Genomic DNA, 24,518 nt, shown 5'->3' on the forward strand with positions numbered 1-24,518 from the left:
AAAGATAAGCTATACAAGGGGAGAGTAGAAAATGAGACAACACATCATGGTCGTAGACGACGACGAGAAAATCACTTCGTTGCTTAGAAGAAGCCTTGCGTTTGAAGGTTATGAAGTATCAACGGCCGGTAACGGAATGGAAGGCTTGAAGCTTCTTTTAACAGCTGATCCGGACATGCTGATATTGGATGTCATGATGCCGCAGGTAGATGGCTGGGAAGTATGCCGCCGCGTGCGGGAAGGCGGAAGCACCGTGCCTATTCTTATGCTGACCGCGAAAGACGATATTTCGGACCGGGTAAAAGGGCTTGATGCGGGCGCGGACGATTATTTGATCAAACCTTTTGCGTTGGAGGAGCTTCTGGCCAGGGTCCGTGCTTTGCTGCGCCGCAAATCGGACAAGATTGACGAATCCAGCAGCAACAAGATCGTATTTGACGATCTGGCCTTGGATCTGGATTCCCGCGAAGCCATCCGTTCCGGCAGAAGAATCGAGCTGACCGCGAAGGAATACGATTTATTGCTCTTATTCATGCAGAATCCGCGTCGCGTATTGACGCGAGATGCCATTATGGAGAAGATCTGGGGCTATGATTTCAGCGGCGAGTCCAATGTACTTGAAGTGTACATAGCGATGCTGCGCCAGAAGCTGGAGGAAGGCGGGGCCAAGCGGATTATCCAGACCGTACGCGGAACCGGCTATGTACTGCGGGGAGAGGGTTGATTTCACATGACGATCAGGCTTCGTCTGACCTTATGGTTTTCCGGTATTCTTGCGGCAGCGCTAATCGTGTTATGCGTAGCGATTTATTTTTTCGTAAACATGAATACGTACGCTGATACAAAGACGCAGCTTCGAGATCAGGCCGATTCCTATGATATCGTGAAATACGAGAACGGATTAAATCAGATTGACCTGAACATTAAGAGGAATTCCCCTTTTTACGAGAAAGATTTTTACGTGCAATTAGTCAACTATAAAGAAGGCGTCATAAAAACCTCTGGTGAGCTTCAAATAAATGGAATTAAGTTCCCAATCCCAGAAGCCAAGACCAATCCGGATTATGGCTATAAAAAAGCGGTTCTGAACACAAATGCAGGTGAAGTTGCTTTTCTAATCTATCAAAAACCAATTTCCAACAATACGGACGGAACGTTAATTGGCCTGCTTCAGGTTGGTACTGTTGTAGCCAGCGAAGAGAACTATCTGGCCGGACTTCGGGTTATTCTTATATTGTCCTCTTTGATATGCCTTATAATTGCCTTTACTGTTGGTCTTTTTATGGCGCGCAAAGCTCTTCAGCCAATCGAACGGGTCGTCCACGCTACCGAAAAAATTCAGAGCGGTTCCGATTTGAGCGTGCGGATTCCGATTGAGGGTCCGAAGGATGAGATTGGCCATTTGGTCTATACTCTGAATATTATGCTATCCCGCATCGAAATGGCGTATAACGGACTGGACGAATCGTATAAAGCGCAGCGACGGTTTGTTTCGGACGCGTCGCATGAGCTTCGTACTCCGCTGACGACGATTCGCGGCAATATTGAACTGCTGCAGCGGATGTGGTCCAAGACGCTTGAGCCGGATGAAGCGGGAGATATCGTACTGGCGCTCGATTCCCAGCGCTATGAGCTGTCTAACGAAGCCATGCAGGATATTGCGGCGGAGGCGCGGCGGATGTCCACTCTCGTTAACGACCTTCTAGCTCTGGCAAGAGCGGATGCGGGGTACGAGATGGAAAAAACAACGCAGCCTATGCTGCCGATCGTGGAAGAAGTAGGACGGAGAGCGGGCCTCTTGCCTCGCAATGCGGAGTGGCGGATTGGCGATTTGACCGCGCTGGACGGATACCAGGTACACGGGAATGCGGATTATTTGCAGCAGCTGCTGTTTATCTTCATAGAGAATGCGTTCAAATATACGCCAAGCGGCTGGATCGAGATGTCGGCGACACGCCGGGAGAACCAGCTTGGCATTATTATTAAGGATACGGGAATCGGCATGAATCCGAAGGAGGTTCCTCATATTTTCGACCGGTTCTACCGGGCGGACGAATCGCGCGGCAAGACCGTTGGCACGGGGCTTGGTCTGTCCATTGCCAAATGGATTATCGATGAGCACCGCGGCTCGATTGAGGTGACGACGATGGAGGAAGAAGGGTCCACGTTTGTCATTTGGCTGCCAATAGACTTTTCCCCCCAGCCTGCTTCGATTATAATAGAAGGAACCGATCGAATCGAAGACTAACCTTCGTTATTCAGAAAGCAGGTGCAATAAGTGGAAATTGTTAAAATATCGCCGCGAGGCTATTGCTATGGCGTTGTGGATGCCATGGTGCTCGCGCTGCAAACCGCCAAAAACCTGGACCTTCCGCGTCCGATTTATATTCTTGGCATGATTGTTCATAATGCGCATGTAACGGAAGCTTTCGAGCAAGAGGGCGTCATTACGCTTGACGGCGAGAACCGTCTGGAGATTCTGGAGCAGGTGGAGAGCGGAACCGTTATCTTTACGGCTCACGGCGTATCTCCCGAAGTCCGCAACCGTGCGCGCGAGAAAGGCCTGACCATCGTGGACGCCACTTGTCCGGATGTTACCAAGACGCATGACTTGATCCGGGAGAAAGTCGCCGAGGATTATCATATTATTTATATTGGCAAAAAAGGCCATCCGGAGCCGGAAGGCGCTATTGGCGTGGCACCGGACCGCGTTCACTTGATTGAACGCGTTGAGGATATTGCCAAGCTTAACGTGCCTGAGGGCCGCATTATCATTACGAATCAGACGACAATGTCGCAATGGGACATCCGTCATATTATGAGCAAGCTTCTGGAGACGTATCCGAATGCGGAGATTCATAACGAGATCTGCTTGGCTACGCAAGTACGCCAAGAGGCTGTAGCGGAGCAAGCCGGACAGGCGCAGCTGTGCATTGTTGTTGGCGATCCGCGCAGCAACAACTCCAACCGCCTTGCCCAGGTATCCCAGGAGATCGCGGGCGTACCGGCTTATCGCGTATCCGACGTATCGGAGATCGAGCAGGAATGGTTAAAAGGTGTTGACCGCGTTGCCGTAACTTCGGGCGCTTCGACTCCGACTCCGATTACAAAAGAAGTTATCGCGTATTTGGAGCAATACGACCATAACGACCCCTCCACGTGGGAGATCAAGCGTACGGTCAACAAGAACAAGCTCCTTCCGACCATTCGTACCAAATCGGCTTCCGGCGCAGCCGAAGCTTAATAGAAGATCAAGTAAATGCGGTGCTCCCTTGCACCGCATTTTTTGTTTTATGCAAGTGCTCGACGATGGGGTATATCGTCAAGAATGCGAAAGCCGTGAAAAGGCGGCTATTTCCATGGTTTAGTCGTATCTTAACGATGCGCACATCGTTAAGATGACTGGTCTGCGCTAAATGGTGATTGTTAACGATGCCGCGCATCGTTAAGCAGCGTGAAAGTCGTGAAAAGGCGGCCGTTTGCCTGGTTTAGCTGTGCCTTAACGTTGCGGCATCGTTAGGAGGCTAGTCTGTCCTAATTGGTGGAGCTTAACGATGCCGCGCATCGTTAAGAGTGGCATGAGATTAAGCTGGGCAGAGCCCAGCTATCCTGACATCGTAGCTAATGATTTGATCATTTTTTCGGTGACAGGAATTTTGGATGGACACCGATAAGGTGTGAAGGTCCGGTTCTCCCGGACTTTAGGGTTGGGTGTGTTATTGTTTTCCTCAAGCAGACTGCGGCTGAGGAAGTGAATATACTGGAGAAACGGAGATTATGCTTTCGAAGCAGCTTTCCTTTGGAAAGCTTGTAGCACGCCTTGCTATTCGGATTTCAACGGATAAGACTAGTTCAGGGAAATCCGAATAGCACAGCGATTGTAAGAATATTCACTTACGTAGCTGCTTAGCAGCTGGTTTAAGAAAAATAATAATTGACGAACCCAAAGTCCATCGTGTATATTTGCTTTAACAAGTAAAAGCATAAAAGCCACAAAGCATAAAAGCCACAAAGCATAAAAGCGTATAAGCGTTGAAGTGAAAAAGGAGAGATGGACATGATCGTAATTACTAGCCCACATATTGCCGAAGAGCGTATTCAAGAAATTGTGAATCATATCGAAAGAGCAGGCGTGCAAGCCCATGTATCCAGAGGGACGGACCGTACGGTTATCGGGATTATCGGCAAGGCGGAGCCAACGCTTGCGGAGCATCTCCGTCAAATGAAAGGCGTAGAGAACGTGATCAAAATTTCGAAGTCCTACAAGCTGGCGAGCCGGGATTTCCATCCGGATGATACCGTCATCGATATTAAAGGCGTTAAGATCGGCGGCGAGAACCTTGTTATTATGGGCGGCCCTTGCGCGGTTGAATCCCCGGAGCAGATCGATGAGATCGCACGCCTTGTCAAAGCAGCCGGCGGACAGGTGCTTCGCGGCGGCGCGTTTAAGCCCCGCACGGGTCCATACAGCTTCCAGGGCGTTGGCGTCGAAGGTTTGATCATGATGGCGGAAGCGGGCAAGAAGCATGGCCTGCTCACGATTACGGAAGTCATGACTCCGGAGTATGTTGATGTATGCGCCGAATATGCCGATATCCTTCAGGTCGGTACACGCAACATGCAGAACTTCGATCTGCTCCGCAAGCTCGGTACCATTCAGACTCCTGTATTGCTGAAGCGCGGCTTCAGCGCAACGTACGACGAGTTCCTGAACGCGGCGGAATACATCCTCGCGGGCGGAAATCCGAATGTTATGTTGTGCGAGCGCGGAATCCGAACGTTCGAAACTTACACGAGAAATACGCTGGACTTGTCCGCGATTCCGGTTCTGCAAGGGCTTAGCCATCTACCAGTCATTTCGGACCCGAGCCACGGTACGGGCCGCCGCGAATTGGTAGAGCCGATGTCCAAAGCATCCGTTGCGGCAGGGGCGAACGGTCTGATTGTCGAAATGCACACGGATCCGGATAATTCGATGACAGGTGACGGCGTACAATCCTTATTCCCTGACCAATTCGCTAATTTATTAAAGGATTTAGAAAAGCTGGCGCCAATCGTCGGAAAGCAATTCAACACTCCAAAAGAACCCGCAGCCGCTTTTGCGGAATGGAAAATTTAATCCAGTTTTAAAATGTGAAAAGCCGGGAAGCCTTGATACACAAGGCCTCCCGGCTTTTCTGATCGAATGTAAAGGCTTAATTGTGAACAAATGTTTAAACTTGTAAGTATACCTTACATATGAATAAAAAATACCTGACATAAGTATTGACGATGCCAAAACGTAGTCTTATAATTACCTCATAGTTTAACGAGAAACTTGAACAATAACTGTTCACCACTATGCAAATGTTCGGAAATGGAGGAAATATCTGATGTCAGTTCAAAAAGTTTTGGAACAAATTCAAGAAAACAACATCCAGTTTGTAGATTTCCGCTTCGTGGATCTTGCTGGTCGCGCGCACCACATTACTCTTCCTTCGACAGAAGTTGACGCTGATACTTTCGTAAACGGTGTAGCTTTTGACGGTTCCTCGATCCCAGGTTTCCGCGGTATTGAAGAATCTGACATGGTAATGATGCCAGATACTGATGCAGTATTCGTTGATCCTTTCACAGATCATCCTACACTGAACATTATGTGTAACATCCATACACCGGACGGCGAGCGTTATGAGCGTGACCCACGCAGCATCGCTCAAAAAGCGGAAGAATACCTGCAAACAACCGGTATCGGTACGACTGCATTCTTCGCGCCTGAGTCCGAATTCTTCATCTTCGACGAAGTTCGCTACGAAAGCACAATGAATTCTTCTTCCTTCTACGTGGATTCCGAAGAAGCAGGCTGGAACACGAACCGTAAAGAAGAAGGCGGCAACCTTGGCTTTAAAGTTCCTGTAAAAGGCGGCTACGTGCCAGTTGCTCCGGTTGACCAACAACAAGACATCCGCAGCGAAATGGTTCGCCTGATGCAAGAAGTTGGCCTTCGCGTTGAGCGTCATCACCACGAAGTTGCAACTGCCGGCCAAGCAGAAATCAACTTCCGTTTCAGCACTTTGACTAAGACAGCTGACAACCTCATGCTGTACAAATATATCGTTCACAACACAGCTCGCCAATACGGCAAAGTGGCTACTTTCATGCCAAAACCGCTGTTCGGCGACAACGGTTCCGGTATGCACGTTCACTCCTCGATCTTCGACGGCGACACTCCGCTGTTCTATGAGAAAGGCGCTTACGGCAACCTGAGCCAACTCGCTATGCACTACATTGGCGGTATTCTGCACCACGCACCAGCTCTGATCGCTTTGACGAACCCTTCGACAAACTCGTTCAAACGTCTGGTTCCTGGTTACGAAGCTCCGGTTAACCTCGTATTCTCGAAAGGTAACCGTTCCGCTGCAGTACGTATTCCAATCGCTTCGGTAACGCCAAAAGGCTGCCGTATCGAGTTCCGTACTCCGGACTCCACAGCTAACCCTTACTTGGCATTCGCGGCTATGCTGCTTGCTGGTCTTGACGGCGTAAAACGTAAACTGGACCCTGTTGCTCTGGGCTATGGTCCATTCGACAAAAACATTTACGAACTGCCAGAAGAAGAGAAAAAAGAAATCCGCAGCGTACCTGGTACACTCGACGAAGCGCTTGACGCTCTCGAAGCGGATTCCGAATTCTTGACTGAAGGCGGCGTATTCACGGAAGAATTCATCGCTAACTATGTTGCCGTTAAACGCAGCGAAGCAAAAGCGGTATCGATTCGTATTCATCCACACGAGTACAGCCTGTACTTCGGCTGCTAATTCGAAACGCACTTATTCAAGCGGACTCCCTTGGCGGGAGTCCGCTTTTTATTTGTCGAATTGTGCGACTGCAATGGGTTCGTACATAGGTCTTTCGCCTAACCGGGTACGGTATAGCGTAATGCCGGCGATGTCGAAGGCTGTCTGATGCTGCAGAAAGGGGCTTGAGAGCTTCTCAAGCTTTTCGGCTGTGCATGGTTCATCGGCGGAATATTTCCGCGCTAAGGTCACGTGAGGCCGGTAAGGACGGGTCTCCGGCGTATAGCCAATACCCGAATGAAGCGACTGGCCAAGCGATTGATGAAGCCTGGTTAGCTCAGCGGGCAATTGCTTTAAGCCAAGCCATAAGACGGAGGGGCGTTCCTCGCGTCCGAAGCTGCCAAGTTTCGACAGTTCTAACGAGAAGGATGCTGTTCGGGAAACGGCTTCCTGCATGGCAGTCTGTATGGCGGGAATGGAGGAAACGGGCATGTCCCCGATGAAGTGGAGCGTTATGTGCAGGTCCCGGGGATCCACCCATTTCTGGAAAGAGAGCTGATCCTGCCAATCGGGCAAATGACTAACGATTTGTCCGCTAATGTTTGCTGGAATGGATAATGCGGTGAAAATCCGAATATTATCTGCCATGTGAATAATCTCCGTTCGACTTTTTGTCACTAACATTATGTAAATGTACTTGAAGAGAGCCGGTAAAATTGCTATCATAATCAATATCATGTGAGATGCTTAACAAAAACAAAAGGTGGGTAACGGAAATGAAACGAGCCTATAATTTCAATGCAGGACCGGCCGCTTTACCGCTCGAGGTGCTGCAGCAGGCGCAAGAGCAATTTGTCGAATATCAGGGCGCGGGGATGTCCATCATGGAAATGTCCCACCGTAGCGCACTTTATGAGCAAGTGAACAACGAATCACAAGCCCTCATGCGCGAATTGTTCGGTATTCCGGATAACTATCATGTCCTTTTCCTGCAAGGCGGCGCAAGCCAGCAATTTGCCATGATTCCTATGAACCTGCTTTCCGCGGGCCGTCCAGCCGCTTACGTTAAAACGGGCGCTTGGGCTGACAAAGCCATTAAGGAAGCGAAGCTGATCGGCGAGACGGTTATTGCTGCTTCGTCAGAAAACGACAATTTCATGCGTATGCCAAGCATTAACGAAATCGTTGTGCCGGAGAATGCAGCTTACCTTCATCTGACATCTAATGAGACAATCGGAGGCGTACAGTTCCAGGAGTTCCCGACGAACCTTGGCCATGTACCGCTTATAGCCGATATGTCCAGCGATATTTTAAGCCGTCCTATTGATATTAGCAAATTTGGCCTCATCTATGCCGGCGCGCAAAAAAATCTTGGTCCATCCGGTGTTACGGTTGTTATCGTACGCGATGACCTGGTCCAAGAAAGCCCGAAAAACATTCCGGCAATCTTCCGCTACGACACGCATGCGAAGAACAAATCGCTTTACAATACGCCGCCATCCTTCTCGGTATATATGGTTAACCTGGTTCTGAAATGGATCAAGGGTAACGGCGGGGTTGCCGCGATGGAGCAGCTCAACCGCGATAAAACAAAGCTGATCTATGACGCGATCGACCAAAGCAACGGCTATTACGTGGGATGCGCTCATCCGGACAGCCGTTCGCTTATGAACATCACTTTCCGTATGCAAAGCGAAGAGCTGGAGAAGCAATTCGTGAAGGAATCGGAGCAAAACGGTTTTGTTGGCCTGAAGGGCCACCGCGATGTTGGCGGTCTGCGCGCTTCGACGTACAACGCCGTACCGCACGAGAGCTGCAAAGCGCTTGCTGAATTTATGGCTGACTTCCAGCGCCGCAACGGTTAAGAAAGTTGACAAAGACCGCCATTTCCGTAATCGGAAAGGCGGTCTTCATTGTTAGAAGTGTTTATGCCAGTGACGAATCGGCCATATTAGGGGCGTGAAGCTTGTAGCCGACATTGCGGACCGTCATAATGTACTCCGGCGTTCTTGCGTTTTGCTCGATTTTATCTCGAAGATGGCTGATATGAACGTCAACAATTCGCGTATCGCCGAGGAAGTGGTAGTCCCATACCCCGTGAAGCAGCTGCTGACGGCTTAATACTTTGCCTCTATGCTTGCATAAGAAGAGAAGAAGCTCGAATTCCTTCGGTGTCAATTCAATGGTCCGGCCATCAATCAGCACTTCGCGCTGTTCGGCGCGTACCGTCAACCGGCCAATATCGAATGTTGTTGATTCAGCTTGACCCGGAAGGGACTGAATTCGGCGGAAAATGGCCTGAATACGCGAGATCAGCTCTTGCGGGCTAAACGGCTTCGTCATATAATCGTCGGCCCCGTTATCAAGCCCGGCGATTTTGTCCGTGACGTCCTGCAAGGCGGTTAGCATAACGATTGGTACCGCATTGCTCTGCTTGCGCAGCTCACGGCATACTTGGATGCCATCCATCTTCGGAAGCATCAAGTCGAGTACGATCAGGTCAGGACGGAATGGCTTTAACATCTCGAATACGGCCTCGCCATCGCTTACACACCGGACATCGTAACCGGCGAGTTTCAAATTAAATTCGATAAGCATGGAGATGGACGGCTCGTCATCAACGACCAATATTTTCTTTTTCATCGTATCTATTCTCCTTTTGCCTCCTACATGATGTTTTCATTATGAGGGGAGACATTTATGCGGAGATTAAGAGTACGTTAACCTAATGTAAAAATTGCCTCTTTGGCACTGGTGCGAGAACGCACTGTTTCGTGTATAATGACATAGAATGTGAGGTTGGTACAGTTATGGCTTTTCATATTGTTTTGGTTGAACCTGAAATTCCTGCAAATACGGGTAATATTGCCCGGACTTGCGCCGCAACAGGCGCGCATCTTCATCTTGTACGCCCCCTTGGATTCCAGACCGATGACCGCACTCTCAAACGCGCCGGACTGGATTATTGGCATGCGGTTCATGTGGAATACCATGATTCCTTCAAGGAGCTGCAGGATGCGAATCCAAACGGAAGATTCTTTTATGCAAGCACGAGAGCTACCAAAGTGTATACGGAGTTTGACTTTCAGGACGGGGATTTCTTCGTGTTCGGGAAGGAAACAAAAGGACTGCCGCAAGAGCTGATTGATGCGAATCTGGATACTTGCATGCGGATGCCGATGACGGGAGATGTCCGGTCGCTGAATCTTTCCAATTCGGCGGCGATTATTGTGTACGAGGCGTTGCGCCAAAATAAGTTCCCGGGAATGGACTGAATTTACATAATATTAAGGACTATCCTAACATAGGAAGGAATTCGTTAGGGACCATCGAAAGTCTACTGTGCTATGTTTACACAACGTTAGCTTGCAAATCCAGTCATAAAAAGAGGTGAAAAGATGAAACCAGCAGGTGTGGTTAGAAAGGTGGACCAACTCGGACGAATCGTTCTTCCTAAATCACTTCGTAAAAGGTATCAAATGAATGAGGGGGACCCTGTAGAGATTTTAGTGCAAGGCGACCATATTATTTTGGAGCGCTACCGCCCAAGATGCGTGTTCTGCGGATCAATGGAAGATGTGAAGGAATTCAAGGACCGTTATTTATGCGAACCGTGCATGATTGAAATGGGACAACTTCAAAACCGTTAATCGGATAATCATCCAAGCAATACTACAAACATACGAAGATAAAAAAAAGAAGCTCCTCACGCAAACGAGGGAAGCTTCTTTTTTTGAATTCCAAGCCATTTATTACAATGTCTTAGAATTCTCCGGAATGAAAACGCGCCTCGCAGCCAAAGGCGGCAAAGCCGTTTCACCGAGCCTTTATTAAAGGCCTTTGGTCTTGTCGTCGTTGTACGAAGACGTCAAGATGGCAGTCAGGAACAAAATAAAGACTGTCATAACAATAACGAAAGTAATAGACATTTTGTGCACCTCCGATATGCTAGCTTCATTATAACCAAGTATTAGGGAAAAGAAAACGTTTAAGTTTGCATGGATTCTTTTTATTATGCGACAATAATGACAGTACAAATCATGGTTTTTCATTGCGGGAGGAGAAGGAAAATATGGAATTTCGCTTTGCATCAAGAATGACGCAGGTTAAGTCTTCCGTCGTAAGGGATATTCTGAAGCTTACGCAAGGCAATGACATCGTATCCTTTGCGGGCGGCCTGCCGGCGGAAGAGCTTTTTCCTGTACAGGCTGTCAGGGAAGCCGCGGACCGCGCGATTTCGGCGGGTACAAGCGCATTGCAGTACGGGCTTACTGAAGGTTACTTGCCCCTGCGCGAGCAGCTATGCGTCCGAATGGCTCAGAAGGGGATGAACGTGCAGCCGGAGGAAATGATTATTACGACAGGCTCCCAACAGGCGATCAGCCTGCTTGTTCAAGTTCTCACCGAGCCGGGGGACACGGTGCTTGTTGAGCGGCCTACCTATTTAGCTTGCCTGCAAGTGTTTGAACTGCATGGTCTAAAGGTGGTTGCCGCGGAAAGCGATGAGCATGGCATGATTCCGGAGGATGTGGAACGACTGGTCCGCGAGCATAAGCCCAAGTTTATTTATGCCGTTCCGACCTTTGGCAATCCGACAGGCAATGTGTGGAGTCTGGAAAGAAGGCAGGAAATTCTGCAGATCTGCGCCGGCCATCAAGTGCCTATTATTGAGGACGATCCGTACGGCGAGCTGAAATACGATGAAAATGCGGCTTACCCAACGCTGTTTGCGCTTGACCAGCAGCAGTTTGGAAGCGGCGTTGTTATATATACAAGCACCTTCTCGAAAATCGTAGCTCCCGCGCTCCGCACAGGCTGGGCGATCGGCGATACCCGGGTGATCAAGATGCTTGCAAAAGCGAAGCAAGCGGCCGACCTGCAGTCCAGCACGATGGATCAGCAGATCTTGAGCCAGCTGCTTGCGCATTTCCCGCTCGACGAACATATCCGCATCATTTCGGAATCCTACGGGGACCGGATGCGGGAAATGCAAAGCCTGATCAAAGCGCAAAAAATCGAAGGACTTCATTGGATCGAGCCGAAGGGCGGCATGTTCCTATGGGTTGAACTTCCCGAGGGTCTGGATGCGGAAGCGCTGCTGCGGGTAGCGGTATCGAAGGGCGTAGCTTTTGTTCCGGGCATCGCTTTTTATGCTTACGATCCAAAACGCAACACAGCCCGGCTTAATTTCACCCATAATAAAGGAGAAAAAACGGTGCTTGGCGTTGCGCGCCTGGCGGAAGCGATCCGCGAGTTTACCGCTCGTAGCTAAAGGGAGTCTCCTTTGCGCGTTTGGACGTTTTGCCCTCGGAAGCTGCTTTGGGAGCTTTCGTTCTTGGCGCTTTGGCGGGTTTGGGCTCCGGTGCCGGCGGAAGGGTAAAGGTCTCTTTCCATTCGGCGATCACCTCGGCATACTCCGCCAAAGCCAAGGCTCCGGCTGGCGTTAGCCGGTATTGGCCGCGCCCCACCTTCTCGAACCAACTATAATAATTGCTTCGCAGCATGGAGGCGCTTTGCGGATTGCCCGTCAGAGATGCCAGCTGACTTGGCGACAGGATGCCGGCTTGCTGCATGGCGTATGCGGCCCGAAGGGCCTTCTCCCGATAGGCGGTGACCAGCTTGCGGCCGGTGCTGCCGCCCACGTTGTAATCGCCGCTCCGTTCGCGGAACTCCCTGAGGAGCCGTGCCTGGCGGGTTCTTCGGATCCCGCGCTTCGGCATTTCGCCCGGCTCGCACAGCATTTCGATCAGAGGCGCTTTGGTCTTGAAGAAGGTGACCGTCATCAGGCCAAGACCCAGCATCCGGCACAGCTCCGTAATATCGCTGAAGCGCTGGTTGTGGGCGCCGCTTTTCTTGCGGTTGCGCTCAACAGCCAGTACAACATGATCATTTATGCGTAAACGTTCAATCCCTTGCAGCAGCAAAGCGAGATTGAACGTTTTTTTCATTTCGACAACAACCGCCTCGCTGCCATCCGGTTTCATCGCAACCAAATCGCAGTGGAGAACCTCGCTTTTTACAGTAAAACCTAGCTTTTCGTAGTAGGCCTTGATGGGGCTGTACAGCTCCTCTTCCTTGTTAACTGCCATGTTAATTCCCCTCTTTCTCCCATCATTATAGCAAATGCTTGTCGTTATTTGCCGGATTGCCGACTAAAATAGTGGTCAATTTCCTACATAACTAAGCATAGGATTGTAATACTTCAGTAAAAAGTTGGTCCACACGATCAATGATGTAGAGATAATCCCGGGCGGAATGAAAACTAGCGGATTGCGGAAGCGATGGGAGGAGGCACGGCATGGACATTTTCAAGCGAATATCGGAGTATCAGACAGAGAGTGAAAAGCTTGCGTGGACGGGATCTTTCAGAGAATATATCGAACTGCTTAGAGAGGACCCGACCCCGGCCATGACTGCGCACGCGCGCGTCTATGAGATGATTGAATCTTTTGGGGTAGAGGACGATAACGGAAGGAAGCGTTATAAGTTCTTCGAACAGGAAATTTTCGGTCTAGACCGCGCCGTGGAGAAGCTGGTGGAGGAATACTTCCACTCGGCGGCCAGAAGGCTGGATGTCCGTAAACGGATCCTGCTCTTAATGGGGCCGGTCAGCGGCGGCAAATCAACCATAGTAACGATGCTGAAGAAAGGGCTGGAGCGTTTCTCCAGAACGGAGAAAGGAGCTACTTACGCCATTAAAGGCTGCCCGATGCACGAAGAGCCGCTGCACTTGATCCCGCATGAGCTTCGTCCGGAAATTGAGAAGGAGCTTGGTGTCCGCATTGAAGGCAACTTGTGCCCTTCCTGCCAAATGAGGCTTCGGGTTGAATACGATGGAGATATAGAGAATGTCATTGTTGAACGCGTGCTCGTATCGGAGGAAAACAGGGTGGGTATCGGTACGTTCAGCCCTTCCGATCCGAAGTCGCAGGATATTGCCGACTTGACAGGCAGTATCGACTTCTCGACGATTACGGAGTTTGGTTCGGAATCCGATCCGCGCGCGTACCGCTTCGACGGCGAGCTGAACAAGGCGAACCGCGGTCTCATGGAATTCCAGGAGATGCTCAAGTGCGACGAGAAGTTCTTATGGAACCTGCTCTCGCTGACGCAGGAGGGGAATTTCAAGGCGGGCAGGTTTGCGCTTATATCGGCCGACGAGCTGATTATCGCGCATACGAACGAATCCGAGTACAAGTCGTTTATCAGCAACAAGAAGAACGAGGCGCTGCAATCTCGTATGATTGTCATGCCGATTCCGTACAACCTCAAAGTATCCGAGGAAGAGAAGATTTATACGAAGCTGATCGGCCAAAGCGACATGAAGCATATTCATATTTCGCCGCATTCCCTGAAATCGGCAGCCATCTTCTCCATACTTACCCGCCTGAAGGAAACGAAGAAGCAAGGCATGGACCTTGTGAAGAAGATGAGAATGTACGACGGCGAAGAGGTTGAAGGCTTCAAGGAAGCCGACCTGAAGGAAATGCAAAACGAGTACATTGAAGAAGGGATGACCGGTATTGACCCTCGTTACGTCATTAACCGGATATCGAGCGCACTCATCAAGCAGGATATGCAATGCATTAACGCTCTCGATGTGCTGCGGGCACTGAAGGACGGTCTTGACCAGCATCCTTCGATTACGAAGGAGGAGCGGGAAAGATACCTGAACTTCATCTCGGTAGCGCGCAAAGAGTATGATGGACTGGCGAAAAAGGAAATTCAAAAGGCATTTGTTTATTCCTTTGAAGAGTCCGCCCGGACTTTATTCGAGAACTATCTCGACAACATTGAATCGTATTGCAATTGGTCCAAAATCAAAGATCCGCTTACCGGCGAAGAAATGGATCCCGATGAGCGCCTGATGCGGTCGATTGAGGAGCAGATCGGCGTTTCCGAGAATGCGAAAAAAGCGTTCCGCGAAGAAATTCTGATCCGGATCTCTTCGTACTCGAGAAAAGGGAAGAAGTTCGATTTCACAAGCCATGAACGTCTGCGCGAGGCCGTTGAGAAAAAGCTGTTCGCCGACCTGAAGGACATCGTGAAAATTACGACTTCGACCAAAACGCCGGATGAAAGCCAACTGAAGCGCATTAACGAAGTGACCAAACGGTTGATTGACGAACACGGCTACTGCCCGGTGTGCGCAAACGAGCTGCTGCGGTACGTGGGAAGCCTCTTGAATCGTTAAGTTCTCAACTAAAAAGCGGCTGTGCGGGGTAACCCCTCGCACAGCCGCTTTTGGTTTGTTAAATAGTTAAATACATACGGAGCATTTTGAATGATTCTGGAGAAACGAAGTGGTCGCTTTTGTGAGGGGATTCCAATCCTATTGGAATAGTTCCGAAGGAATCCCCGAGCAATGGCGATCGGAAGAACATTCAAATGCGTAGTATGCTGTTTAACTATGCCCTTGTCATGAAGAATACAAGAATGCATACAAGTGGGTTCCTTATTTTCCGATATAATCGTTATAAGACTTTTGACTTTTTAGGGGGAGATCGGAACTATGATTAAAGTCTCGGAAGAACGCCGCAAACAGCTGGAATATACCCGTATTACGGAAGAAGATTTGAAACGGCTCGCGGCATGCAAGCCTATATTCGAACAAGTCGTCGAAGAGGTTGTGAACCGCTTCTATGACAACATTGGACAACAGCCGCATCTGATGCGCATTATCTCGAATGTAAGCACCATTGAACGGCTTAAACAGACACAACGCGGTTATTGGCTGTCTCTGGCTTCAGGAGTCATTGACCAGGAGTACATCGAGAACCGCATTACGATCGGGCTTGTCCATTCCCGGATTGGACTCACGACTGACTGGTACTTGGGAAGCTACATGACCTATCTCGATATCGCCGCAACCGTGCTGCAGCTTGCGATTCCGGAGAAATGGACTTCCGTTCTGCACTCCCTGTCCAAAATGTTTAATCTGGACTCGCAGCTGGTGCTTGAAGCGTATAACCGCGCCGAGCAGTCTTTGATTCAGGAGCTGGCTGACCAAAGATCGGTTATGCTCACAACGATTACGGAATCGGTGCAGCAGCTGTCGGGATTGATGACGGAGCTTGACCAAGGCGCCAAGTCGATTGCCGAGGCGGCCGTATCCACTTCGCAGTCGCAAGACCACTCGCATGAGCTGCTTGGAGATCTGCAGGAGGAGCTGGCGGGTATTACGGAGATGGGGCTGTTGATCCGCGGGATTGCCGACCAGACGCATCTTCTTGGTCTGAATGCCGCTATTGAGGCAGCGCGCGCCGGCGAAATGGGACGAGGCTTCGAGGTTGTGGCCAACGAGGTTCGCAAGCTTGCGGCATCCTCGCGTACAGCGCTGGAGACGATCCAAACGAACCTGGACGAGATTCACAAGAAGATCCATTTGGTTCAAATGGAATCGGAGAAAACCTCGGTTGAAGCCCGCAATCAGGCGGCGAGATCGCAGGAGCTTGCCGTTTTCGTTCAAACCGTGGATGCCGTTACAAAAGATTTGCGTCAATTGAATACATAACAAGAGAATAGGCATATGATATAAAGCAGGGTTTCTTCGCCAGCGCAGAAGCCCTGCTTTCGTGCTATATAAGTTGACATGAAAATCCATTTCTTGTATGATAGTTCTAACAAAAATTTACTTTCATAAAGATTTTCATGGTATAAATGTAAATTAAGTTAACATTTAAAGGTTCTAAGCCAACTTTGGTAGTCATCAATGCAGGCATCAGGGAAGGTGCTGTACCATCATGGAGGAGGCGGTTGGCATGTCGACGGCCAAACAGTCGCAGTCGCATTATTACGATTCGCAATCATTTTACGATGAAATGTTCGAGAAAGACTTTTCGGTTCGTCCCCACTATGACAATATCCATCGGCTGTTCGCAAGAATGAAGCCGTCGGAATTGACGATGCGGCAGCATGCTCTTAATCAACGCATGATGGAGGAAGGAATCACCTTTACCCTGAACAGTCCCAACCAAAGCGAGCCTCTGGAAAGAACCATTCCCTTTGACTACATCCCTCGCGTTATCCCTAAGCATGAATGGGAAGCAGTGGACCGAGGCGTCCGTCAGCGGACAAAGGCGCTTAATATGTTCATCCACGATATTTACCACGCTCAGCGCATTGTGTCCGACGGGGTTATCCCAAGACGAATGATCGTATCCAACGTATATTTTCGCCCGGAAATGATGGGTTTAGACGTTCCGGGAGGCGTGTATATTACGTCCTCCGGCATAGATTTAATTAGAGACGAGAAGGGCCGTTATTTTGTCCTCGAGGATAATCTCCGTTCGCCTTCCGGTTACTCCTATTTGTTCAAAGGCCGTACCATCATGAGCGAGCTGTTCCATGATTTATACTTGTCCTCTTCCGTTCAAAGCATTGAGCGCAGCCTGAACTATTTCCTTCGTTCTTTGCGTTCTCTCGCGCCTAACGGGAAGAAGGATCCGTTAATTGCGCTTCTTACTCCCGGCTCGTACAATTCGGCGTATTATGAGCATACCTTCCTCGCGCAGCAGCTCGGCATTCATTTGGTTGAAGGCCGCGACCTGGTCTATAAAGATCACAAAATTTATTTGCGCGATCTGAGAGGCCTTCGTCAGGTGGACGTCATTTACCGCCGTATAGACGATGATTTCCTTGATCCGCTTGCTTTCCAGCCGGATTCGCTGCTGGGGGTTCCGGGGCTGATGAACGCTTACCGGGCAGGCAATATCGCCATAGCGAATGCGCCGGGTACGGGTGTTGCGGACGATAAGGCAGTGTATGCTTATGTTCCGGATATGATTCGTTATTATCTCGGAGAAGAGCCGATTCTGCACAATGTACCGACGTATCTGTTATCCCGGAAGGCAGAGCGAGACTACGTTCTGGAACATTTGGACCAGCTGGTCGTAAAGGAAACTTCGCTTTCAGGCGGGTACGGCATGCTGATCGGCCCTACGGCTACCCCCAAGGAAATCAAGGAGTTCGCCGAGGAGATCAAAAAAGATCCGAGCCGTTACATCGCGCAGACCACGATGAAGCTGTCGCGGGCGCCGGTTATGGTCGACGGGCAAATGACGCCTCGCCATATCGATCTGAGGGCATTTGCGCTAATGGGGGAAGATTCCACTCATGTTATTCCCGGCGGACTTACCCGCGTTGCTTTGCGGGAAGGCTCTCTGGTTGTTAACTCTTCGCAAGGCGGAGGAGTGAAGGATACATGGGTGTTAAATCGTTAATAGCTTCAATCCAGAAACGGAGGTATCGCTGTGCTTAACCGAAACGCTGAAGCATTGTTTTGGATCGGCCGCTATATGGAAAGAGCGGAGAACCATGCAAGATTAATTGATGTCCATTATCACCTGCAGGCAGAGGATGAATTAGGCGTTGAAGCTTGCGGTCAAGACGGCGAGAGCAAAGGGGTTCCATGCAAGTGGACCCGGATTGTAGACGCTTTGGGCAGCAGAAGCGCTTACGAGCAGCAATACGGAAATTATACCGAACAAGACGTGCTTCATTACATTACGCTTGACCGGGACAACGGCAACTCGCTGGTCTCTTGCGTGAGCCATGCCCGAGGCAACCTGCGTACTCTGCGCGAGAAGGTTCCAAGCGAGCTGTGGGACACGATTAATGCCTTTTACTTATGGCTGCGCGAGAAACAGCCGGAAGACCTGATGAAGGAATCGCCTCATCTGTTCTATGGCCGGATCAAGGAATGGGCGGCTCTGTTCCAGGGCTTGTGCCAATCGGTTATGCCGCGCGAGAACGAATGGCATTTCATCGAATGCGGGCGATTCCTGGAGCGGTCGGAGAATACGCTGCGGATTATTAAAGCGGTTGGCAATGCGGCCGTTGGCGATGGCTGGAACAATGCCGGCGCTTATCCGTACTTGCAAGCTGTCCTGAAATCGCTGAGCGGTCATCAGTCGTTCCGCCGTTATTATGCCGATGGAATGTCGGTCGAGTCCATCGTGGAATTCGTTATTTTGAACCAATCGTTTCCGCGTTCCGTTCACTTCTCCTTCCATGCTCTCGACGAGCATATGAAGCAGATTGAGCTGTCGGATAATCAACTGCGTACCGCCAATGATCGAATCATCCGCCAGGTAGCGAAGGTGAAGGCGGACTTGGCTTGCCTGGAGCATGACGATATGATTGTCGACCGGAACGGATCGATCGTAGGTCATTTGCTGGAGGCGTGCCAGATGCTTGGGCATTCTTTTGCTAAAACCTTTTTTCGCATGGGGGAGGCAAGCGCATGAAGCTAAATATATCCCACGTGACGCAATACGATTACGAGGAGTCGGCAACGGACAGTGTCAATGAGATCCGGCTGACGCCAAGCACCAATGAACGTCAATCCTGCTATCAGCAGGCTATCTTCATAGAGCCGAATGCCTCGCTCTTCAGCTATGAGGATTTCTTCGGCAACCGGGTGCATTCTTTCTCGGTGAACCCGCCGCATAAGCGCTTGACGATCCGTACGCAGATGACGGTCGTAACGAGACATGCGCCTAGTCCCGAGGAGCAGGCGGCTCTGCTGAACGGCAAGCTTGCCAGGGAGGCATGGACCTGGCTGGAGACGGAGGAAGCGGCTAACCGCTTCGCAGAGTTTCTGCTGCCGACCGGCTACGCGGATTTAACGACCGATGTGGAGCGCTATGCGGAGAGTGTTGCCTTGAAGGAAGGCGAAGACATGAGCGTATTGAGCTGGCTCATTTCCTTGTCCAGCAAGATCAGAACCGAGTTTATTTACGACCCGGAAGCTACGACCGTTACGACCAAAGCCAGCGATCTGATCGAGCGCAGACGCGGGGTATGCCAAGATTTCGCCCATCTCATGATTGCCTGCTGCCGGTTTCATCAGATTCCCGCCCGTTACGTAAGCGGGTATCATTTCGTGGGGGATCTGCAGGGCGGCAGCGCCGATTTCGAGCAGGCTTCCCATGCTTGGGTAGAGGCGTATGTGCCGCAGCTTGGCTGGTGCAGCTTTGATCCGACGAACGAAGCGCCGGTTGGGGAGCGGTATGTCAAGCTGGGGCATGGCCGGGACTACAAGGATATTGTGCCGGTAAAAGGAGTGTACCGGGGCAACGGGCATCAGAAGCTGAAGGTAACGGTAGATGTACGCAAAATCGAGGATTAATGCGATGACGGATAGGAAGTTAAAATAAGGCTGCATCCACAGGTTCGTTCAAATGACGGAACCGAGGGAAGCAGCCTTTTTATTTTTATCGCTAATCAAGAAAATAATCGAGCTCAACCTCAACCTCTTCGATGACAACATCCGTGATCCTCTGATCCCGCGTATATCGCCATTGCTCGTAATACTCCTCTTTCATATAGACATGAACCATAAACCTTGGTCCCACATTAAACATAACTCTGTAGCCTATGAATTTATCTTTGGACAACGGTATCACCTCGGAAGTCTTTTTGCGCGTTAGTAGGTACTAGAGAAATTATAGTGAAGATAGAGAGAAAATGCTATAAGCGGGTATCTTGCTTTATTGGGCGAGTTTTCCTAAATTTTTTCTCATAATTGGTAACAGAGGAAATGATTTTTGCAGGGATTTTTATCCTGCGAAATGACGGAAAATAGCCTAAAAACGCGGCTTCGCGGATGCTGTCAAAGCTAGTCACGGCCTAGGTTTGACGAGGATTTTCATTAAAGCTTACTAAGAAAAAACATTGGTAAAGGTTAGAAAATTAGAAGGCTATAAGATTGGCTCCGTCTATCAATAGTGGTACTTTTTGGTCATTGCGGTGAGAGTTGGCATATATTTTAATAGGGGTGGGAGGGATGACAAAAGCATGAAAAAGCAATTACTAAGCCTCGCTATTATCGGATCTTTACTAGGGACAGCCGGCATTGCAAACGCAAGCACGACCTGGACTACGGCAAGCGCAGTAAAGAAATACAATGAGTACATAAACGCGGATAGCTATGTGAAGGACGAGCTCTATAATGTGGCGGATTTCCGGGCGAAATACGGAAGTCAGTCGAACACTCTCGCTTACCAAATCGTCGAACGGGCGATCTGGTATATGGAAAACGGTTATATGGTGTATGGCAGCGGTTCCGATGCTTACGGCAAATACGGCTACGAGGACTGCTCGGGCTTTGTCCGTTTCGTATTCGGGGACTTTGGCATTAACGTTACAGGAACATCCGCAAATTACAACACGGTTGGCACAAAGGTTGCCGGTGTCGGCAAACAGAAGGTGAACGGCAAGTGGAAGCTTACCGGCATTGAGAACCTGAAGCTTGGCGATATTCTGACCTGGCAGGAAACCGATCATATTATGCACGTAGCGATTTACATGGGAACTAACCGCGATGGTCAGCCGGTTGTTATCGGCACCCGCTCGGACGGCAACCCAACAGCGCTTGGCACGGTTGACGGCTGGGAATATTGGTGGGGCGAGAACTTCAAGGAAGCCCGCCGCGTAGTCCCTGCAGCCGGATTCACGGGTATGGCAGGCAAAACGATTAAAGCGCCTACCATTCCTGAGTCGTATGTGCTGCCGCCGCAAAAGCCGGTTCCGGCTTGGACGGGCCCATCAACAGGCGGCGGTTCTACAACGCCTGCACCAACGCCAACTCCGGATCCGACACCGTCGAATCCGTCCAATGAGAAGACTACATATGTGGTAACGGTCAAGGGCTGGGTTAGCCTGAAATCGGCTGCGAGCTCGAGCTCGTCCACGGTTGGCAGACTGGAGCTTGGCCAAAAAGCCGAGCTGATCAAGAAAGCCAACAGCTACTGGTACCAGATTAAAGTAAACGGCAAAACCGTCTATATCACAACAAACAGTACTTATACGAAGACGATTACGGAATAGAAGTTGAAATAGGGAAGCTGTTCCTTAAGACGTAGCTTCGCGCTATAGCTGGTGCTTTGGGAAGGGCTCCATGGACAAGCGCGAAGCAGCCGATAGAAGGAAGAGGATCTTTAGCTCAGCACAAAAAAAGGGTTGTTCCCTTAAGCCGATTTTGGCAGAGGGAACAGCCCTTTGTTTAGTTTGGTTATCAGGAGACTTCAGTCGATTTCGGCATTTCCTTTAATCGATTGGGAATGATCCCTTGCCAGCGCCCAATAGGTGATTGCGCCCAATCCTAGAATAAGCAGCAGGCTTGAACAGAGGATAACCTCATTTTTTTGCACGAGACACCACTCTCCTAATAATTACTTAACGGGAGCATGAGCCGAATAGTTGCAGCAGCAGTTGTATGGAGGCCTATCCACTTCAGCACAAGTGGCGTTAAGCGACGGAACATACACTGGGATTGGAGGGTGAATTCCATGTACGTAAAAAAATACAAAAGCCGAAACATCTACGGAAAGCTTAAGGTGTGCCGCTATTTACTTTCTCACAAAAGCTTGAAGAAGGTTGTCCCTCACACCGTATCGTTCAGCCGGAAACATATGGCATCGATGCTGGCAGAGCACTCCTCGGTCTATGTAAAGCCGGATACGGGCTCGCTCGGAGTGGGGATTTTTAAAGTCAAGAAAGCGAAGAGCTCCGGCTATACGGTCAAGCATATTGTGAACAAAAAGCAGCTTAGCCGGCGGTTGACTACGACTTCAGCCGTGTATGACCATATCAGCAAGAGGTCTGAGAAAAGGTTAATTATTCAGGAAGGCATTTCACTCGACCGCGTGGAGGGCAGAGCGTATGACATCCGGGTAATGGTACAGCGCAAGCCGGGCGGCTCCTGGGCCGTAAACGGCTGTATAGTGAAGGTTGGGGCTCCAAAGAAGATTGTTACGAATTATTATCAAGGCGGCAAGCTGTATACGATGGAGAAGCTTGGGAAGAAGCAAGGCCTCTCGCCAAAGAAAACAGAGAAGCGGATCTCGCAGCTAAAATCGAAATCGCTAAAAATAGCTAAGCATCTCAGCGGCAAACGCAAAGGCATGCATGAGCTGGGCATCGATTTTGCTTATGACAAGAAGCAGCGCCTTTGGGTCATAGAAGTCAACTCCAATCACCCGCAGTTTTACCCGGTGAAGCGACTTGACCCAAAGGCGTACAAGAAGATGAAAGAGTTCGCGAGGAGTTACGGGCGGAAGGACGCATAATAAGGAAAGGCCGCAATTCAATGCCTAGATAAAGGCAATTGAATTGCGGCTTTTTTTAACTTCGAAACTCTACACAAACTTCCGGCTGGTCTTCTTCCCGTCGCAGCTGAACACGATTTTTTTGTCCTCAACGACGGTCTCGAGGTGGACATTCTTGCCCCAAAGCTGCACGACATAAGGGAGGGTACGCTCGACGTATTTCAGGTCCAGCTCGGTTCCCTCGTAGTTATGCTTCAGGTACAGCTCGCCGATGCGGTTGAAGTCTCCGTCGGTGACAACGATGCTTGGGAAGCCGCCGTTTACCTTGGAATAGACGAGCTGATCGCGGATATTTTCCCAGGATTTATCGGTAATTTTCCATTCCGGGCCTTTCTTCTCGAAGATGTAAAGATCGAGCTCGTCGGTCAGATTCTTCGTTAAGTAGTTGCGCAGGAAGGAGATGTCGGAATCTTCTTCCCGGACCTCGAAAATTTTCTCCCGGCCTTTGCCCGGCACGCGTCCGAACCGCGCCTGCTCTTCCTTCGTTGGTTTATCCCAGCGCTTCTCGATATCCTCGAAGATCTTCAGCCCGAGATAATACGGGTTGAGGCTGTGTCGGGAAGGGACAACGACGGAGGAGTTCAGCTTGGCGAACTCGATCGTCTCGTCGCTTGTAAGCGATAACTCGCGGATAATGCGCTGATGCCAATACGAAGCCCAGCCTTCGTTCATGATCTTCGTCTCGATTTGCGGCCAGAAGTACAGCATCTCGTCGCGGAGCATCGACATGATGTCGCGCTGCCAAGGCTCAAGCTTTGGCGAATATTCCTCGATGAACCAGACCAGATCCTTCTCCGGTTCCGGAGGGAAGTGATTGGACGCCGGAGGGGCTGCTCCAGCCGACTCGGCGATCTCCTCGAGTGACCACAAATCCTCGTATTCCGACTTTGCCGACTGCTTCGAGGAACGCGATTTTTCCTTCGTCAGCAGCTCGATATACCGGGTCTTATCCAGCTGGTAAGGCTTAATAATGGTCGGATCCACATGCTCCTGAATGGCCAGAACGGCGTCAATAAACTTCTCGACGGCTTCCGTGCCGTGGTCCATCTCGTATTGATGAATGCGGTCGGCGGTAGCGGACATGCTCTCCACCATGTTGCGGTTGGTTTGGCTGAAGCGGGCATTGTTCTTGAAGAAATCGCAGTGGGCCAGAACGTGCGCGACAATAAGCTTATTCTGAATCAGCGAGTTGCCCTCGAGCAGGAAGGCGTAACACGGATTCGAGTTGATCACAAGCTCGTATATTTTGCTTAGACCGAAGTCGTATTGCATCTTCATCTTGTTGAACGTTTTGCCGAAGCTCCAGTGGCTGAAGCGCGTCGGCATCCCGTAAGCGCCAAAGGTGTAAATGATGTCCGCCGGACAAATCTCATAACGCATCGGGTAAAAATCTAGACCGAAACCTGTCGCGATTTCCGTAATTTCATCGATGGCATATTCCAGTGCACGGATCTCATCCTGATTCATTCCGCTATCCCCCCGTACTTGATAAATACCGTTCATACCATGTGTATGCCGCCGCGGCGGTTGGATATGCCCTTTAGCGTTCAAGTAATCTCCTATTTATTTATTAGACAAATTCGTATATGATTTCCCTATTCATGAACGATAGGACCTAGGAGGGCGCAGC

General features: G+C 50.1%; 21 protein-coding genes and 2 pseudogenes. 17 read left to right on the plus strand and 6 right to left on the minus strand.

Going from position 1 to position 24,518, the window contains the following annotated elements:
- Window positions 1-31 precede the first annotated feature (31 nt).
- The 5 genes from CFI03_RS27920 to glnA all read left to right on the plus strand — a co-directional run bounded on the left by CFI03_RS27920 (window position 32) and on the right by glnA (window position 6,797).
- Window positions 32-724: a response regulator transcription factor gene (locus CFI03_RS27920; protein ID WP_127493068.1), complete on the plus strand. Its 693-nt coding sequence runs from the start codon at window positions 32-34 to the stop codon at window positions 722-724.
- A 6-nt stretch (window positions 725-730) separates the two neighbouring features.
- Entirely contained in the window at window positions 731-2,248 is a 1,518-nt protein-coding gene (locus CFI03_RS27925) for a sensor histidine kinase (RefSeq protein ID WP_248762401.1), read from the plus strand.
- 30 nt (window positions 2,249-2,278) lie between these two features.
- A complete protein-coding gene (locus CFI03_RS27930) occupies window positions 2,279-3,244 on the plus strand; it encodes a 4-hydroxy-3-methylbut-2-enyl diphosphate reductase (protein WP_248762402.1) in 966 nt (321 codons plus the stop codon).
- Between the two features lie 813 nt (window positions 3,245-4,057).
- A complete protein-coding gene (gene aroF / locus CFI03_RS27935; protein ID WP_127493061.1) occupies window positions 4,058-5,119 on the plus strand; it encodes a 3-deoxy-7-phosphoheptulonate synthase in 1,062 nt (353 codons plus the stop codon).
- Between the two features lie 253 nt (window positions 5,120-5,372).
- Window positions 5,373-6,797, plus strand: coding sequence for a type I glutamate--ammonia ligase (glnA, locus tag CFI03_RS27940; protein WP_127493059.1), 1,425 nt, complete (start codon window positions 5,373-5,375; stop codon window positions 6,795-6,797).
- A 48-nt stretch (window positions 6,798-6,845) separates the two neighbouring features.
- Here the strand turns inward: glnA and thpR are convergent, their stop codons facing one another.
- A complete protein-coding gene (gene thpR / locus CFI03_RS27945) occupies window positions 6,846-7,424 on the minus strand; it encodes an RNA 2',3'-cyclic phosphodiesterase (protein WP_248762403.1) in 579 nt (192 codons plus the stop codon).
- Window positions 7,425-7,552: 128 nt separating this feature from the next.
- On the opposite strand from thpR, the gene serC reads away from it, so the two are divergent.
- Entirely contained in the window at window positions 7,553-8,641 is a 1,089-nt protein-coding gene (gene serC, locus CFI03_RS27950) for a 3-phosphoserine/phosphohydroxythreonine transaminase (protein ID WP_248762404.1), read from the plus strand.
- Window positions 8,642-8,702: 61 nt separating this feature from the next.
- On the opposite strand, the gene CFI03_RS27955 is transcribed toward serC, so the two are convergent.
- Window positions 8,703-9,419: a response regulator transcription factor gene (locus tag CFI03_RS27955; RefSeq protein ID WP_127493053.1), complete on the minus strand. Its 717-nt coding sequence runs from the start codon at window positions 9,417-9,419 to the stop codon at window positions 8,703-8,705.
- 167 nt (window positions 9,420-9,586) lie between these two features.
- Between CFI03_RS27955 and trmL the strand changes: the two genes are divergently transcribed.
- The 3 genes from trmL to CFI03_RS27970 all read left to right on the plus strand — a co-directional run bounded on the left by trmL (window position 9,587) and on the right by CFI03_RS27970 (window position 12,048).
- The gene (gene trmL, locus CFI03_RS27960; protein WP_248762405.1) at window positions 9,587-10,051 is read left to right on the plus strand and encodes a tRNA (uridine(34)/cytosine(34)/5-carboxymethylaminomethyluridine(34)-2'-O)-methyltransferase TrmL; all 465 of its coding nucleotides are present in this window, start codon (window positions 9,587-9,589) and stop codon (window positions 10,049-10,051) included.
- A 123-nt stretch (window positions 10,052-10,174) separates the two neighbouring features.
- Entirely contained in the window at window positions 10,175-10,426 is a 252-nt protein-coding gene (locus CFI03_RS27965) for an AbrB/MazE/SpoVT family DNA-binding domain-containing protein (RefSeq protein ID WP_127493051.1), read from the plus strand.
- A gap of 422 nt (window positions 10,427-10,848) precedes the next feature.
- A complete protein-coding gene (locus tag CFI03_RS27970) occupies window positions 10,849-12,048 on the plus strand; it encodes an aminotransferase-like domain-containing protein (RefSeq protein ID WP_248762407.1) in 1,200 nt (399 codons plus the stop codon).
- Here CFI03_RS27970 and CFI03_RS27975 read toward each other — a convergent pair.
- Window positions 12,032-12,865, minus strand: a complete 834-nt coding sequence (locus tag CFI03_RS27975; protein WP_248762408.1) for a DUF2161 domain-containing phosphodiesterase — start codon at window positions 12,863-12,865, stop codon at window positions 12,032-12,034. The genes CFI03_RS27970 and CFI03_RS27975 overlap by 17 nt on opposite strands.
- Window positions 12,866-13,074: 209 nt before the next feature.
- Between CFI03_RS27975 and CFI03_RS27980 the strand changes: the two genes are divergently transcribed.
- From CFI03_RS27980 to CFI03_RS28000, 6 genes and pseudogenes are all read left to right on the plus strand, one after another.
- Complete coding sequence (locus CFI03_RS27980) at window positions 13,075-14,970, plus strand: PrkA family serine protein kinase (RefSeq protein ID WP_248762409.1); 1,896 nt, start codon at window positions 13,075-13,077, stop codon at window positions 14,968-14,970.
- Window positions 14,971-15,288: 318 nt separating this feature from the next.
- A pseudogene (locus CFI03_RS31480) lies at window positions 15,289-15,747 on the plus strand (protoglobin domain-containing protein); the annotation flags it as partial.
- Between the two features lie 228 nt (window positions 15,748-15,975).
- Window positions 15,976-16,290 (plus strand): annotated as a pseudogene (locus CFI03_RS31485) (methyl-accepting chemotaxis protein); the annotation flags it as partial.
- A 247-nt stretch (window positions 16,291-16,537) separates the two neighbouring features.
- Window positions 16,538-17,998 (plus strand): circularly permuted type 2 ATP-grasp protein, encoded by a 1,461-nt coding sequence (locus tag CFI03_RS27990; RefSeq protein ID WP_127493041.1) that lies wholly within the window; start codon window positions 16,538-16,540, stop codon window positions 17,996-17,998.
- A 30-nt stretch (window positions 17,999-18,028) separates the two neighbouring features.
- Complete coding sequence (locus tag CFI03_RS27995; protein ID WP_127493038.1) at window positions 18,029-19,024, plus strand: alpha-E domain-containing protein; 996 nt, start codon at window positions 18,029-18,031, stop codon at window positions 19,022-19,024.
- The gene (locus CFI03_RS28000; protein WP_248762410.1) at window positions 19,021-19,908 is read left to right on the plus strand and encodes a transglutaminase family protein; all 888 of its coding nucleotides are present in this window, start codon (window positions 19,021-19,023) and stop codon (window positions 19,906-19,908) included. Before CFI03_RS27995 ends, CFI03_RS28000 begins: the two co-directional genes overlap by 4 nt.
- 91 nt (window positions 19,909-19,999) lie before the next feature.
- Here CFI03_RS28000 and CFI03_RS28005 read toward each other — a convergent pair whose 3' ends face one another.
- On the minus strand, window positions 20,000-20,176 hold the full coding sequence (locus tag CFI03_RS28005) for a hypothetical protein (RefSeq protein ID WP_248762411.1): 177 nt from the start codon (window positions 20,174-20,176) through the stop codon (window positions 20,000-20,002).
- Between the two features lie 400 nt (window positions 20,177-20,576).
- Between CFI03_RS28005 and CFI03_RS28010 the strand changes: the two genes are divergently transcribed.
- Window positions 20,577-21,608, plus strand: coding sequence for a C40 family peptidase (locus CFI03_RS28010; protein WP_248762412.1), 1,032 nt, complete (start codon window positions 20,577-20,579; stop codon window positions 21,606-21,608).
- Window positions 21,609-21,805: 197 nt separating this feature from the next.
- Here CFI03_RS28010 and CFI03_RS31210 read toward each other — a convergent pair whose 3' ends face one another.
- Window positions 21,806-21,931: a hypothetical protein gene (locus CFI03_RS31210; protein WP_283094711.1), complete on the minus strand. Its 126-nt coding sequence runs from the start codon at window positions 21,929-21,931 to the stop codon at window positions 21,806-21,808.
- A 138-nt stretch (window positions 21,932-22,069) separates the two neighbouring features.
- On the opposite strand from CFI03_RS31210, the gene CFI03_RS28015 reads away from it, so the two are divergent.
- Complete coding sequence (locus CFI03_RS28015; RefSeq protein ID WP_248762413.1) at window positions 22,070-22,849, plus strand: YheC/YheD family protein; 780 nt, start codon at window positions 22,070-22,072, stop codon at window positions 22,847-22,849.
- A 69-nt stretch (window positions 22,850-22,918) separates the two neighbouring features.
- Here CFI03_RS28015 and CFI03_RS28020 read toward each other — a convergent pair whose 3' ends face one another.
- Window positions 22,919-24,355, minus strand: a complete 1,437-nt coding sequence (locus CFI03_RS28020; RefSeq protein WP_248762414.1) for a SpoVR family protein — start codon at window positions 24,353-24,355, stop codon at window positions 22,919-22,921.
- Window positions 24,356-24,518 lie beyond the last annotated feature (163 nt).

The organism is Paenibacillus sp. ATY16 (assembly GCF_003399985.2).
Classification (GTDB): Bacteria; Bacillota; Bacilli; order Paenibacillales; family Paenibacillaceae; genus Pristimantibacillus; species Pristimantibacillus glycanilyticus.

Bases quoted from the DNA above. Each gene is read 5' to 3' on its own strand.
- CFI03_RS28000 (WP_248762410.1), top strand. From the start codon at position 19,021: ATGAAGCTAAATATATCCCACGTGACGCAATACGATTACGAGGAGTCG.
- CFI03_RS27920 (WP_127493068.1), top strand. From the start codon at position 32: ATGAGACAACACATCATGGTCGTAGACGACGACGAGAAAATCACTTCG.
- trmL (WP_248762405.1), top strand. From the start codon at position 9,587: ATGGCTTTTCATATTGTTTTGGTTGAACCTGAAATTCCTGCAAATACG.
- CFI03_RS27980 (WP_248762409.1), top strand. From the start codon at position 13,075: ATGGACATTTTCAAGCGAATATCGGAGTATCAGACAGAGAGTGAAAAG.
- CFI03_RS27990 (WP_127493041.1), top strand. From the start codon at position 16,538: ATGTCGACGGCCAAACAGTCGCAGTCGCATTATTACGATTCGCAATCA.
- CFI03_RS27975 (WP_248762408.1), bottom strand. From the start codon at position 12,865: ATGGCAGTTAACAAGGAAGAGGAGCTGTACAGCCCCATCAAGGCCTAC.
- CFI03_RS28015 (WP_248762413.1), top strand. From the start codon at position 22,070: ATGTACGTAAAAAAATACAAAAGCCGAAACATCTACGGAAAGCTTAAG.
- CFI03_RS27970 (WP_248762407.1), top strand. From the start codon at position 10,849: ATGGAATTTCGCTTTGCATCAAGAATGACGCAGGTTAAGTCTTCCGTC.
- CFI03_RS27955 (WP_127493053.1), bottom strand. From the start codon at position 9,419: ATGAAAAAGAAAATATTGGTCGTTGATGACGAGCCGTCCATCTCCATG.
- aroF (WP_127493061.1), top strand. From the start codon at position 4,058: ATGATCGTAATTACTAGCCCACATATTGCCGAAGAGCGTATTCAAGAA.
- thpR (WP_248762403.1), bottom strand. From the start codon at position 7,424: ATGGCAGATAATATTCGGATTTTCACCGCATTATCCATTCCAGCAAAC.
- CFI03_RS28010 (WP_248762412.1), top strand. From the start codon at position 20,577: ATGAAAAAGCAATTACTAAGCCTCGCTATTATCGGATCTTTACTAGGG.
- glnA (WP_127493059.1), top strand. From the start codon at position 5,373: ATGTCAGTTCAAAAAGTTTTGGAACAAATTCAAGAAAACAACATCCAG.
- CFI03_RS27965 (WP_127493051.1), top strand. From the start codon at position 10,175: ATGAAACCAGCAGGTGTGGTTAGAAAGGTGGACCAACTCGGACGAATC.
- CFI03_RS27925 (WP_248762401.1), top strand. From the start codon at position 731: ATGACGATCAGGCTTCGTCTGACCTTATGGTTTTCCGGTATTCTTGCG.
- CFI03_RS28020 (WP_248762414.1), bottom strand. From the start codon at position 24,355: ATGAATCAGGATGAGATCCGTGCACTGGAATATGCCATCGATGAAATT.
- serC (WP_248762404.1), top strand. From the start codon at position 7,553: ATGAAACGAGCCTATAATTTCAATGCAGGACCGGCCGCTTTACCGCTC.